The sequence below is a fragment of the Prevotella aff. ruminicola Tc2-24 genome (genome assembly GCF_900110895.1).
In the GTDB taxonomy this organism is placed as follows: Bacteria; Bacteroidota; Bacteroidia; order Bacteroidales; family Bacteroidaceae; genus Prevotella.
Window position 1 is genome coordinate 268522 of the sequence record NZ_FOIQ01000006.1, and the last position, 13594, is coordinate 282115.

The window sequence follows — 13594 nt, forward strand, 5'->3', positions numbered from 1 at the left end:
GAGGATCATCATATGAAATTCAATATAAAGAAAAACGGAATATATAGCCTCGCTTTGGCTTCCGCCGTGTCGTTGACTGCATGTGTGGGCGATTTGGACGTTACACCTATCGATCCGAATCTGGACACTCCGGAAAATGTACTGACAGGTACAGAGGCATACAATCAGTTGCTGGCCAAGTGCTATTCTGCACTGTCAGTAAGTTCACCCGACGGCGACAGCGGTGCTCCTGATATCAAAGGTATCGACGGTGGTTTCGGTCAGTATCTGCGTGCCCTGTTCAACATGCAGGAAATAACGACTGACGAAGTCGTTATTGGATGGAACGACCAGACGCTTAAGGATCTGCACGGATTGCAGTGGACATCGAGTGATGTGTTCGTCGGCGCCTGCTACAGCCGCGTTTTGTATCAGATCTCAATCTGCAATGAGGTGATTCGCCGGATCGATAAGGCTTCCAATGCCAATGATGCAGCCATGCAGCAGTATCGTGCTGAGGCACGTGCCATCCGTGGACTGAGCTATCTGCATGCCATCGACCTCTTCGGCAATGTGCCTTTCACCGATGAGAACTCAGAGGTGGGCGGTGCCAACCCCGAGCAGATCAGTCGTTCCAATCTCTTCAACTGGCTGGTGAAGGATATGGAAGAGACAGCCGAACTGCTGCCCGCTGATCCTGAGAAATATCGCGCAGGTAAAGGCCTTGCTTATATGATTCTGGCTAAACTTTATCTGAACGCACAGGTTTACACTGGAACAGCCAACTATGCCAAGTGTGCTGAGTACTGTCAGAAGATTATCGACTTAGGCTACAAGATCGAGTCGAAGAACGATTATTACAAGATGTTCTGTGCTGATAACGATCAGATGCTAGGCATTGGTCACGAGATTATCTTCAGCGTATATCAGGATCACATCAACACACAGGCCTATGGTGGTACCACATACATTATCAACGCACAAGTGGGCGGAAAGATGAATCCGGCTGACTATGGACTCGGCGGTGATGGCTGGGGCGGTATCCGCGTAACACCGCAGTTCGTCAACAAGTTCGAGGATGCTGACCTGCGTGCCAAGTTCTTCACAGAAGGACAGACGAAGGATATTATCGACGTCAGTGACTTTAAGAGTGGCTATGCCTTTACAAAGTTCACCAACCTGAAGGCCGACGGTTCGATGATCGTAGGTGCGAACTCTTTCCCCGACACCGACTTCCCGGTATTCCGTCTAGGTGACGTTTATCTGATGCTGGCTGAGTGTCAGGTAGTAGGTGGCGTCAATTGCGATGGTATTGCGAAGTTCAACGACATCCGTACCCGTGCCGGTGTGGCAGCCATTGCCAATCCCACCAAGCAGGATATCATTGACGAGCGTGCCCGTGAGCTGGCATGGGAGTGCCATCGCCGCAGTGATCTGGTTCGCTTCAATCTGTTCACCACTGGCGATTACCTCTGGGCTCATAAAGGTATGAACAGTAACGTGGGTACACCGCATGCTGTAGATAGCAAATACAACCTATTCCCGCTGGCTTCAAGTGATGTCATCTCAAACTTGAACCTGACACAGAACCCAGGCTATTAATTCTATTGTCGGACAATCAAATAAAGATAAGTGATTATGAAAACTAAATATTTTAAGAGTAGTGTGTTGTTCGCAGCTATCGCCATGCTGTTCACGGCATGTGATTCCGATCGCGATGACAATCCAATACTCGGCCCGAATCATACCGCTTCAGAGTTTGTGGTAAACACATCGGCTGTAGCAGATCAGTATATCCAGTTAACTCCGGACAATACTGTAAAGCTCACCTGGACCCAGCCTAATTACGGTGTTAATACCGTCGTACACTATAAGGTACAGGTAGGATTGAATGAGAACGGAACAGAGAAATGGGGTGATTATCTGGAGACAGGTTTCACTTCATGTAATGCCAACATCAGTGGCGAGGAGATTGCCAAGGCTATCTGTAAGCTCGACGGCTTTGCTACTGAGGACGACTATGTTGATATGGGCTTCCGCGAGGTTATCATGCGCGTTGTTGCCAAGATCGTGACAACAAGTTCCATTGATGTTGAAGGTACGGAAATCTCTTCGAATACAGTTAGTTTCAAGCACATGGCCGCCTACTGCAATATCCCAAGTAAGGGCTGCCTCTATGTGATTGGTAACTGCTCTGGCTGGAAGGAGCCTACTAAGACTAATGCCGCTGACCTGGAGAACTGGAAGATTATGGAGACCGAGATCGGTAGTAAGATTTATCATGGTGTCGTTGAGATGCCAGAGGGCGACTTGACCTTCCGTTTCTATACTAAACTTACCGGATGGGATGGTGGTGACTCTTACGGATTCCAGGTTGCTGACGAGGCAACAGATGTAGAGTTGACCAATAACGTATACACTGGTTCAGGTATGACTGGTAAGGGTTCTTGGGCATTTGCAAACTTCCCAGGTGGACAGTTCGACATCACCGTCGATTTGAACAAGAATACCGTGAAGTTCGAACTCCTCCCGTAGTTCGTCAGCATTAGAAAGATAGTTTAATCAAATGAATAAGAAGATGAAAAAATTAGGTTTATATACAGTGGCTCTTCTCAGCATGGGGCTCGTTGCCTGTAACCAGGACTTCGATACCGAGTTCGTGCCACAGGCAAATCTGCCTGAGAGCCTGCTTCAGATAAGCGACGTGACTGTTGCTGCCAACTCGGCAACCACTATCAAACTGACCGACTTTATCGACGAAGAGGCAGGAACCGAAGAGGTCATTCCCATCGGTACTGTCAGCGTAAAGGAAGGTGCTATGCCTGCAAATACCGTATTGAAGGCAATGGTCGAGTTCTCAAAGACAGAGGATTTCAACGAGAGCATTACTCTTGATGCGAACAGCCTTGATGGCGAGAGTGAGATCAGCGTAAAAGCAAGCGATCTGCAGAATGCCTATTTCAATAATATCACTCGCAATCCTGCAGAAACACCTCTCTATATCCGTACTATTCTCCACACTGTAACAGATGGAACAGCCGAGGCTATTGTTGGCAAGCCCGGAGAGAACTACTTCGCACAGCGTACTGTACAGTTTACTCCGCTGAAGAAGGTTGTTATTGCGCAGAACTACTATCTTGTAGGTGGTCCAAATGACTGGGCAAAGTCAGCTACAGACAAGATGGTTAAGTTTGAGCATAGCAGCAAGGATGTTTACGAGGATCCGATCTTTACCGTTGTGTTTGATGCCAACAAGGATGGTGACACATGGTTCGCTATCGGTGACGATGAGGCCTGTGAGGCTATCGGTAATAACGATTGGAGTAAGCTGCTGGGTATCGTAGGCGGCAATAATGAGGCTACCGACGGTCGTCTTGACTTCCGCTACAATCTGGGTGCCGACAACTCATTCAAAGTTGCTGCAGGTACTGCTAAGAAGATCAAGGTTACGCTTAACATGATGGATTACACCTTCACTGTGCAGGCTATCAATGTGGCCGATGCTTACTATCTGGTTGGTGGTCCTGAGGATTGGGCTGGTTCTGCAGCTTCGAAGTCGCAGAAGTTCTCTCACAGCAACGCAAGTGTAGCAGAAGATCCGGTATTCACTTATGTACTCGAGGGTACAGGTGGCGACATCTGGTTCGCTATTGGTGATGACGAAGCATGCGATGCTATCGCTAACGATAATGACTGGTCTAAGCTCTATGGCACGACATCAGGTAACGGTAACAATGGTCTTACTGGTTCGTTGGCTCGTCGTAGTGCACTTACTGACGATGGCTCATTCAAGGTTGATGGTAGCGCTAAGTTCATCCGGGTTCAGATCAATATGGCCACACTGACTTACACCATTACTCCTCTGAACTTTGCCGAGTACATTTGGCAGGCTGGTAATGGTAATGGTTGGGGTAGTCCAGCTGCTCCGCTCTATGGCCCTGCTGGCGATGGCAAGTATACTGGTTTCATGTACCTCGACGGCGAGTTTAAGTTCCGTAGTGGTGAGGACAACTGGGATGCTCCCGATTGGGGTACTGGCGGTAGTAATGGTACGCTGGCTGAGCAAGCTGGCAACCTCAACGCAGCAGCAGGCTACTACAAAGTAGAGGTAGACTTGGGCGCATTAACCTATGCCCTGACACCGATTACAACGATTGGAATCGTTGGTCCGGCACAGGCTGGTGGTTGGGGATCCGACACCGACATGACCTACAACAAGGATACCGGTGCCTGGGAGGCTACCGTTGAATTGGCTGCCGATGAATTTAAGTTCCGTGCCAACGACGATTGGGGCATCAACTGGGGTGGCAAGACGACTGAGGATCTGACTCAAGGTGGTGACAACCTGAAGATTTCCGAGGCAGGTACTTACTTCGTTCAACTCTTCGCCTACTGTAACAGTAAAGCATATTGCAAGATCACTAAGAAATAAGAAAGAGGCAATATTTCTATCAGGCGAGCCGTCATAAGAACGGCTCGCCTTTTTATTTCCATACAAGACTTACGGCAGCAACTAACTTCGAAGAGAAGCAGAATGTGCAACCGTTTGCACGTCACAACGCACAGATTTATAGCCGTTTGAAAACAACCGTTCGGCTTTTTTTGTAACTTTGCATGCAAAGCTACAAATACGACAGTCAATCAACAACTAAAAGCATATGCGGAAACTTTACACAACACTCACATTTCTTGTTATGACCCTTGCCACGATGGCACAGGGATGGCCCGCCAACTACGATGGAGTGATGCTTCAGGGATTCTTCTGGGACTCATTCAACGACACACAATGGACCCGCCTTGAAAAACAGGCTGATGACCTTGCTCCGTGGTTCAGTCTGGTATGGATTCCCCAAAGTGGAAACTGCGGTGGTACGTCAATGGGCTACGACGACCTATATTGGTTCAGCAACTACAACAGTTCGTTTGGCAACGAGACTGAACTTCGTTCCATGATCAAGACCTTTAAAGAGAAAGGTATCGGCACCATTGCCGATGTAGTCATCAACCATCGCAAGAACCTAAACAGTTGGGTTGACTTCCCCAAAGAAACCTATAACGGTGTGACCTACGAGATGATGTCAACAGACATATGCGCCAACGATGATGGTGGCGAGACCAAGAAATGGGCCGCACAGAATGGCTACAGCCTTAGCACGAACAACGATACGGGCGAGGGCTGGGGTGGCATGCGCGACCTCGATCACAAGAGCGAGAACGTACAGACCATCGTGAAAGCATACTTGAAGATGTTGCTCAACGACCTCGGCTATACAGGTTTCCGCTACGATATGGTAAAGGGCTACTCCGGCAGCTATACCGCCATCTACAACAACGATTCGAAGCCTCAGTTCTCCGTTGGTGAGTGTTGGGACGGCACAAATACAATCCGTCGTTGGATCGATGCCGCAGAGAAGACAAGCGCAGCCTTCGACTTTCAGTTCCGTTACACCGTACGCAATGCCATCAACAGAGGTGATTGGACCTACCTTGGCAAACAGAATGATAATAACTGGCCACTCGTAAGCAAAAACTACGAAAGCGGCCAATACCGTCAGTATGCTGTTACCTTTGTGGAGAACCACGACACGGAAAAACGCGCCAATGACGCGCAGGATCCTATCAAGAAGGACACCCTCGCCGCCAATGCCTATCTGCTCGCCATGCCAGGTACTCCCTGTGTGTTTCTCACCCACTGGAAAGCCTACAAGCAGGAAATCAAATCGATGATTGACGTACGTAAGATGGCAGGTATCACCAACTTGAGTGAGTACGCCAACGTGGGTAGTAACAAGAACTACTATGCCAATATCATCCAGACCGACGGTAAGGACCGTCTGTTAGTGGTTGTTGGTAATAATACCGACGGCTACGAGCCTTCCAACGACTGGCAGGAAGTACTGTCTGGCTATAAATACAAGTATTTTCTACCGAAATCGATGGAGACGGTCTTCGCAGACAAAGCCACAGGAAAATATGAAGAGGCTTTCAAGGTTAAGTTGATTGCTGTTTCTGCCGATGCGGGAGCCCAACTCGTCTACACCCTTGACGGTAGCGAGCCTACAACCAACAGCACGAAGGCTGTCAATGGCACAAGCATTGACATCGCTGCCGACTGTACTCTGAAAGTAGGTCTGCTTGTCGGTAACACCGTCAAGAGCGTCATTACACGTAACTACTCGTTCAACCATTTCGAAAAGCGACAGATCACCATCTATGTCAACGTCGACAACGTGGGATGGTCCAGCGTGAACTTCTGGACATGGGGCGGTGACGGCAGCCATTCACCTGCCAACAGCAGTTGGCCCGGCGATAAGATATCAACCACCACGACCACCGGCGGTAAGACATGGTATACCAAGCAATTCAATATCAACAGCGACGATGATGTTGTGAACTTTGTGTTCAGCACAGGTTCTGGCAGTCCTCAAACAATCGACGTAACAAACATCTCCAACGACACGTTCTTCGAGATATCCACCGAGAAAGAGGGTGAGAAATATAAGGTAAACGATGTAACCTCCGTCTATACTGGCATCCGCACTATTAAAGCGGAACAAGACGACAAATCGTTTAAGGTATACAGTCTTGACGGTCGGCTGTTGCGCAAAGCGTCCAACAGACATGAGGCAACCCGTGGGTTACCGAAAGGCATTTACATCATCAATAATCAGAAAATCATACTGAGATAACAATAGTTAGCCATTGGAAAGACGGGCAGCTTCATACGTAGAAGTCTGTCCGTCTTATTTATTTATCACGGCTCGGATGACGAACCAGCAATGTAGGAGGAACGTCTGTACACGTCCAAAATGACTCTCCATCACCCGATAACGTTCCCAGAGTGACTCCCGGTGGTGTAGCGTTGTCTGTCCCTCCTCGGTATAATTAGCCACCACCATGTGCAAGTTGTGCAGTGGCACATGCTCCTTGTCTGCTGCCTTCATCACACGGATACACCAATCGACATCGGCCGAATAACGATATCGCTCGTCATAGGGCGTAGCGATGGCAAAGTCAGTTCGGGCATAAAAAGCCTGATGACAGACAAGCATACCCTGCCGGAACGAGCGCCATGACAAGTTCTCGGGTGGAGCTAGTCGGCGGTGATGCAGGAACCGGCCCTCTGCGTCCACGATGTCCGTATCACCATAAAGCACGGCAGGCAAAGCACCCTCTGTATCAATCTGTTTTACGATACGGCTCACGGTATCTCGCGCCGGAAGAAAGTCACCGGCATTCAGGAAACACACATAGTCACCATCAAGACCGCGCAAGCCTTTGTTCATCGCATCATAGATTCCGTGATCAGGCTCCGAGATTACCTGAATGCGATGTCCTTTCTTATGTCCTTCCGATAGCACCCCTGCTGAGTTGGAACAATCGACACCGTTCGAACGTGTGATATAATCGTTCACCAAGTCAAGTGTTGCGTCAGTCGATGCCCCGTCAACAATCAGATGAACTATCTCTGGATAATCCTGTTCCAGCACACTGTCAAGAGTGCGCTGTAACACGGCAGCCGCATTATAGGTGATTGTCACATATGTTATTCTGATCATAGGCGGTAGTGTTTGAAGGCCATCGCCTGTTGATATACATCGAGGTATCGCAACGCCACACTCTGCTGCGAGTAGTGCTGCGCCACCTTATGGATAGCACTATCGCTCAGCACATCATAGTCCGCCTCTGAGAGTACCCACCGGATACCCTTGGCAAGATCCCCAGCCTGCCGGTACGCTGCCACATAACCATTGTGCAGATGATCGATCTCCTCAGAAATACCACCAACCTTGAAGCCCACACAAGGCACACCGCAGGCCATCGCCTCCATAATGGTGTTTGGCAGATTCTCCGAGAGCGACGGTAGCACGAAAACATCGGCAGCATTATACACATCCACGATGCGCTGTTCGTCGTTCACATAACCTAACGGGAAGGTTTCGAAAGGCAATTGTCCCACCAGTTCCTCTGCATGCCCGCCAAGGATTACGATGCCCGTCTGATCCTTCATCTCTGGGTATTGTGTCGACAATAGCAGACAAGACTCTATGAGATAGCTCATACCCTTGTTCTCATTGGTAACCCGCTGTGAGGCAAAGAGGATCAATTTTCTATCCAGTGGCAGACCTAACCGTTTCCTAGCCTCCACCTTATCACCTTTCTTATATATATGTGTATCTATCGGGTTTGGAATACTCGTAATCTTCTGTCCTTTCAACAGGGCACTTCGTTTTGCCTCTGACTCCAACCAATGGCTACAAGCCACATAATAGATATTCTCGTCGGCCACCATCCGTCTTTTCCGATGCCATACAGCCGTCGATAAGTCTTTACCAGATCCACCACCAGGCAACAATCGGCAATGATTGCATTGCGTGGTGAAATTCCTGCATTCAAGAGTCAAATGACAGATGGCCGTAGCAGGCCATATGTCATGCATCGTCCAGACCACAGGCTTACCGCTACGCAGGATTTTTCGGATATTACCCAATGAGAGCATCCCTTGATTAATCCAGTGCAGATGGATGATATCAGCCTCGTGAAACTCACGCAGTCTGGTAATGTCCGTCCCCGCATTAGCGATATCAATCTCAAAGAGATGCTTCCGTGAGAAATGCAACCGACAAAAGATTACCAGTCGTTCCCAGAGGAAAGCCCATCGCAACCAAGGCGACGATGGCAGTCCCACCACCGTCAGAGCATCGGTCTCCTTGTCGCGCACGAGCATCTTCGCCTTCACACCGTTATTGTTCAGCGCCTTCATCAAACGATTAGCCGCCACAGCAGCCCCTCCCGTCCGCTCACTTGTATTCACAATTAGTACTTTCACGTTCCACTTCTTAGTCCGTCGTTATGCCCCTTTTCTGGCATCTTAAATATACGGATACAAAGGTACAAAAAGTCGGGTGCAGAACCAAGGATTCTGCTTCCTTTTTTTAGAGAGCATGCACTTTCAGGTTCTGATAGACAAAAGGTATATCAACTTTTGTTAAAAACAAAGCCAAAAGCGTGAATATATGTTGTTATCGCACACAATCGGTTGATTTACGTCAAGAATGATGGGCTTTCTTACACTTATTCTGTCGTAAATCTTGCAAGTAACGGAAATTCGTCGTACCTTTGCATCGTCAAAAGGTTAATAGATTGTTTTAGGTTAGTAGTAATATTTATAGTTTTAGGTTTTTAGTTATTGGTAAAAGAAAGTTTTCAACTGTAGGATAACAGGAGGTCGCTGCGAAGCTCCCTTTTAAACTTTCAAATTTTTAGCCCTTGCGGCTGAAAATTTCTTTTTAGAGAAAAGGATTTTTAGTTAAACATAGGCTTTTTCGATGCCGCCACTCGTGAGAGTGGCGGCATCATTCTTTTGATGCCTTAGAACGCCAGTCCGTACCACATGTTAGTGCTCGTACCAACATTCTTATTGGTATTTTGATAGTAGACACCGATCTGGATATACGACCCAGTGGTATTATAACCGAGAGTCAGATAATTGTCTTTGTCGTACTGACTGAGCACGACTCCGGCAGAAACTATAATAAAACCTGCTTTTGCCATGGCAGTCTTCATATTGATGACCAATGTCTCATCCACGAAGCGGTTGGAGGTGGCTGCGGGCTTTCCACTGGTCCATGCAGTACGGATATTGTTTTTCAGTTCTTCGTCGTTGGCCTGTCCGATACCTTTCGAGCCCATGATACCCACCACCTGACCGAATGTCGGTTGGAAGACATTCGAAGTGGTACATACGTTACTTGACGGTTTTTTTCCACGGGCTGTTGTCAATATACCGAACGCTCCCCAATTACTCCATATTCCAGAACTTGAGGCACCGGTAAGTCTACTGTCATACCGTCCTTCTTTTCTATGTGTAAATAAGAATTCTGTTTTCCATATACCGCCAAGATCTGCAATGGCATTCTCACTCGCTTGTATGTATGTGGTATTGGTAGGCTGGTAGTATTTATCATCTTTCGTCTCATGGCCAGGCGCTTTTGTCAGGTCACCAAAGCAAAGTCCGTTTGGGTATCCACCTAGTTTGTCGGCAGGTACTGATGTGTTTATATTATTGTAAACACCGTTGCTGGCACTCATCACCAGGGTATGATACTGCTTCACGTTACCCAGATAGTCCACGTCCTTCGTCACATCTGTCTTTCCGCAGTAGGCAATAACACCAAATACGGTCTTGTGAGTAATCTTCAGAGGTGAGATGGTACCGTCGTCGTAATAGTAGTCGCCGAGATTGTAAGTCCTCTCATCACTGGTATTGGTGGCGCCGTCCACAACATATTTCTTATAGAAGCCTCCATTCACTCCACTGTGTGTGATAGCAAAGATATTATAATTGCCGTCCACATCGGTATAAGTCTTACCAGTGAGAGCCTCTACGGCGTTGGGTCTTACAATATAGCGGTAGATCGGTTCGCCTTCCACGAGTTGGCGCACACGCTTCTCTGTCTTGTCCATCAGATAGAGTTCCTTGACGTCATATTCGCAGGTTGGGTCGTTTGCCTGTTTGTAATGGTGAGTGATCGTTGGCACCTGAATAACGATCAGTCCCATCATGTGCTGCATCTTGAACTGGCAGGTAGTCCCCACCAGCGTACCCTGACCCACCATCAGGTCGCTATGGGTATAGTTGAATGCAGTCTCTTGGTTTTTGTAGGGTTCAAAGGTGTCTATATGGCTCCTGAAGAACTCCGGAGCCGTGTGTTTGGTCGGATCGACATCTGCGATTTTCTTGCCTATTTTGTAGGGATAGTAGGCAAAATAGTCCACACCATTGTAATACAGGAACTCCTTTCCATCGGCAGCTGTCCACTTGCCGTTTTTCATGATCAGCAGTCTGTTGACATACGAGTTGTTCAACGGGATGTTCTGTTTGGTGATGGCAAACACACCGATAGAGTCGCCGTCTACAAACTCAGTCGACATAACAGTCTTCCCATCCTCCGTCATCTCGTTATTGGAGTCAGCGGCACGGGTATTGCTGCTGTTGTTAAAGCCCTTGTCGGATACCAGTATGCTGACGGGAAGTCCGCCATCCTTTTGGGTGTTGTTCCCGAGAGTCGTGTCTTCCTCAGAGCAGCTGGTCTGCGTCAGGACTGCAATGGCCATTGCCATCAAAAATAATGCTTTCGTCTTCATTGTGTATGTATGCTTTTAGGATTTACTGTAGAGTTGTTCATTATGAGTTCTTGGGGTGACTGGTCACAGGTTCCTCGTCGCCCTGCTCCCAGTTTCCGCCATTGGGGTCTTGCTCTATGTCTTTGTCGTTGCTGTCGACCTGGTCGGTGTCACCCCCGTTCCAGTGGGTGTCAGAGGTGTCGATACCACCGTCGCCCACATTGCTGTCTATATGCTCGGTAGCGTCAGCCGTCCACCACTCATTAGCGAAATGGATAGGTATCTCACCGGCTTTCACCTGGATGTCGCTGCCCTGTTTCGTCCATCGTGAGTCTGTCAGCCAGGGCTGTATGTCAGTCGATATAGATGTCACGTCCTCCTGGCTCTCGTTCCATGTCCACTTCTCATTACCCTCAAACGATGGTGTGACAGTGATGCTCCCTTGAGTGACCTCCACGTCATAGAAAAACTGATGACCAGCCAGCAGGTCGGCCTCTCCGCCCGACGGCTCATAATAGAATGCCGTGTTGTTGATCGTGAATACCAGCATAGGCGTGCCGCTCAGATTCTGTGGAATAACCAGGGCCTCGTAACACTTCAGATAGATATGGGCATCATTGGTGACGATCTCATGAGGCGTGATATACCCCGTCGAGCCGTTGGGAGTCCAACTGCCATAGTTTCCCTCCGCAGGTTCTGTGAAGCGGGCCTCCATTACAATAGGAAATGACTCACAGCCTATCGTGATGCCTTGGAAGACGGAAGGATTCTCTGCCAGCACTCCCGCGTTCTTGATCCTGACGACGACCTTGGCCGTCTGGTGATAGAAACAGATGCTGCGCTTGAAGCGGTCGCCCTCCACTCTGCTGATGGCGGTAGGTGGTGCATAGAGGAAATCACTCTCCTCGACACCCCTGCCTCCGTTTGCGTTCTGGTTGCTCACTACCGCCCACGTCTCCGGTAACACCTTTTGTGTCTTGCCATTGCCCAGATACCAGCCTTTGACTGTCTGTTCCTCTCCTGTTCCACGTGTCCAGTAGAAAGGCTCCTCTTCCGAGGTGGCCCTCAGCTGGCCGCCGTTCTCTGTTGAGGCTTCATACATCTTCACCGTATTGCCGATCTGCAGGGCTATGCGGTCGTTAACCGTCCAACAGCCGTCTGTCCATGAGTATCCCTGCCCGTCGGCCATTACCGTGGCAGGAATCACGATGGCATCCAGCCGGTCGCCTTCCAGCGCATGATCGTCGCAGCAGCCTGCCAGTAACAGCAGAGAGGCGAGTATAAGGATCAGAGTCTTTCTTGTCATATGCTGATATCCATGAATTGTTTAGAATGCGCAGGCAAAAAGCTTATCTCCGCTATAGTTATTGGGTCTATAATATGTATCAAACGAGTAGCTGAAAAGGGAACATCTCCACCATGTACTCCCATCTGAAGACCCGTCAGTACTCGTGATGAAACCACCAGAATTTAAAGTGTTTCCTGTTGCTTCAAACGCACGAGCCAACTCCGTCTTGTATGTCGTTCTGATAGGAGCGAAGGTAGGGCGAGTGGCCGAGGCCTTTGCCGTCATCTCTGTAGCTCCGAAGCAGCAGATCATCTTAATCCATTGTCCCGTGCTGGGTACAAACCATTCCGAGCACTGGTCGTATGCCTTGGTGCCTGCTGTCTGTCCCATTGTGAAAGTGAATGATGATGATGTTGAGAGATTGCCTATCGCCCTTGAATTGGTAAGGCCTGATTTATCCGCCATCATCTGTCCTACGTTCACCACATTGGGGGCTGGCGTGTCTATATTCCTGTATTCGGTTGGCCAGATACCAGAATACTTCTGTTTTGTTATTATCAGTCCATGGGGGTATCCTTCTGTGTACTCATCATTGAGATTGGCCAGATACATCACGATACCGATGGCATTACTATATCCCGTCACATTGCCGCTTGCCGGAACATGGGCAATGTGCATATCCTTGAAAACGATATCCCCAGGTACCACAGTAAAATCCTCTATCTCGGAGTCGGCAGGATTGAATCCGCCGTCCACCACATATTTCTTATAGCGCCCGGCGCTCACATTATTACATGTGAAGCTGAATATACGGCCGTCAGGATTCTTGCCCGATATGAACTTCGCTTGTCCCGGCTTCACCAGATAGCGGTAGTAGCCTTGTTTGCGACTGGGCTTATACACCTTCTGTTCGAAGGAATAGATCTTACTGTCGGAGCTGAGGTTCTCCATGGCGTCGCCCTCCGTCAGTTTGGGAAAGAGATAGACCGTGCCCTTGATCTCCTCGGCCGTAGAGATGAAGATCAGTCCCATGGTATGCCCGAGTGTGAAGGTAAAGGTATCACCGATTACCGAGCCGTCGCCGATCATCAGGTCGCTGGCGATATACTTCATCGTGGTAGACTGGTCGTCCTGTGGCCTCCACTCGTTCACATATTCCGCAAAGAACTCAGCGGCTGTGCGTTTCGACCAGTCGACCTT

Annotated in this window: 8 protein-coding genes and 1 pseudogene; 4 read left to right on the forward strand and 5 right to left on the reverse strand. The window is 48.8% G+C overall.

From position 1 onward, the window contains the following. The first annotated feature begins 12 nt into the window (after positions 1-12). From BMY63_RS11655 to BMY63_RS11670, 4 genes are all read left to right on the forward strand, one after another. Complete coding sequence (locus tag BMY63_RS11655; RefSeq protein WP_091900117.1) at positions 13-1581, forward strand: RagB/SusD family nutrient uptake outer membrane protein; 1569 nt, start codon at positions 13-15, stop codon at positions 1579-1581. A gap of 36 nt (positions 1582-1617) precedes the next feature. Continuing rightward, positions 1618-2514 (forward strand): SusE domain-containing protein, encoded by an 897-nt coding sequence (locus BMY63_RS11660; protein WP_091900118.1) that lies wholly within the window; start codon positions 1618-1620, stop codon positions 2512-2514. Between the two features lie 43 nt (positions 2515-2557). Further along, the gene (locus tag BMY63_RS11665; RefSeq protein ID WP_176771050.1) at positions 2558-4411 is read left to right on the forward strand and encodes a cadherin repeat domain-containing protein; all 1854 of its coding nucleotides are present in this window, start codon (positions 2558-2560) and stop codon (positions 4409-4411) included. A 226-nt stretch (positions 4412-4637) separates the two neighbouring features. Next, positions 4638-6668 carry an alpha-amylase family glycosyl hydrolase gene (locus tag BMY63_RS11670; RefSeq protein ID WP_091916968.1) on the forward strand — a complete coding sequence of 677 codons (2031 nt, stop codon included), beginning with the start codon at positions 4638-4640 and terminating at the stop codon, positions 6666-6668. 54 nt (positions 6669-6722) lie between these two features. On the opposite strand, the gene BMY63_RS11675 is transcribed toward BMY63_RS11670, so the two are convergent. The 5 genes and pseudogenes from BMY63_RS11675 to BMY63_RS12385 all read right to left on the reverse strand — a co-directional run. Next, on the reverse strand, positions 6723-7538 hold the full coding sequence (locus tag BMY63_RS11675; protein ID WP_091916970.1) for a glycosyltransferase family 2 protein: 816 nt from the start codon (positions 7536-7538) through the stop codon (positions 6723-6725). Beyond that, positions 7535-8809 carry a glycosyltransferase family 4 protein gene (locus BMY63_RS11680; protein WP_091916972.1) on the reverse strand — a complete coding sequence of 425 codons (1275 nt, stop codon included), beginning with the start codon at positions 8807-8809 and terminating at the stop codon, positions 7535-7537. Before BMY63_RS11680 ends, BMY63_RS11675 begins: the two co-directional genes overlap by 4 nt. 542 nt (positions 8810-9351) lie before the next feature. Next, the gene (locus BMY63_RS11685) at positions 9352-11127 is read right to left on the reverse strand and encodes a fimbrillin family protein (protein WP_143065790.1); all 1776 of its coding nucleotides are present in this window, start codon (positions 11125-11127) and stop codon (positions 9352-9354) included. A gap of 40 nt (positions 11128-11167) precedes the next feature. Next, positions 11168-12412 (reverse strand): fimbrillin family protein, encoded by a 1245-nt coding sequence (locus BMY63_RS11690; RefSeq protein ID WP_091916974.1) that lies wholly within the window; start codon positions 12410-12412, stop codon positions 11168-11170. A 21-nt stretch (positions 12413-12433) separates the two neighbouring features. Then, positions 12434-13594 (reverse strand): annotated as a pseudogene (locus BMY63_RS12385) (hypothetical protein); the annotation flags it as partial.

Excerpts from the sequence above, each read along its gene's own strand:
- BMY63_RS11655 (WP_091900117.1), top strand. The coding sequence starts at position 13 with ATGAAATTCAATATAAAGAAAAACGGAATATATAGCCTCGCTTTGGCT.
- BMY63_RS11685 (WP_143065790.1), bottom strand. The coding sequence starts at position 11,127 with ATGAAGACGAAAGCATTATTTTTGATGGCAATGGCCATTGCAGTCCTG.
- BMY63_RS11665 (WP_176771050.1), top strand. The coding sequence starts at position 2,558 with ATGAAAAAATTAGGTTTATATACAGTGGCTCTTCTCAGCATGGGGCTC.
- BMY63_RS11670 (WP_091916968.1), top strand. The coding sequence starts at position 4,638 with ATGCGGAAACTTTACACAACACTCACATTTCTTGTTATGACCCTTGCC.
- BMY63_RS11675 (WP_091916970.1), bottom strand. The coding sequence starts at position 7,538 with ATGATCAGAATAACATATGTGACAATCACCTATAATGCGGCTGCCGTG.
- BMY63_RS11690 (WP_091916974.1), bottom strand. The coding sequence starts at position 12,412 with ATGACAAGAAAGACTCTGATCCTTATACTCGCCTCTCTGCTGTTACTG.
- BMY63_RS11660 (WP_091900118.1), top strand. The coding sequence starts at position 1,618 with ATGAAAACTAAATATTTTAAGAGTAGTGTGTTGTTCGCAGCTATCGCC.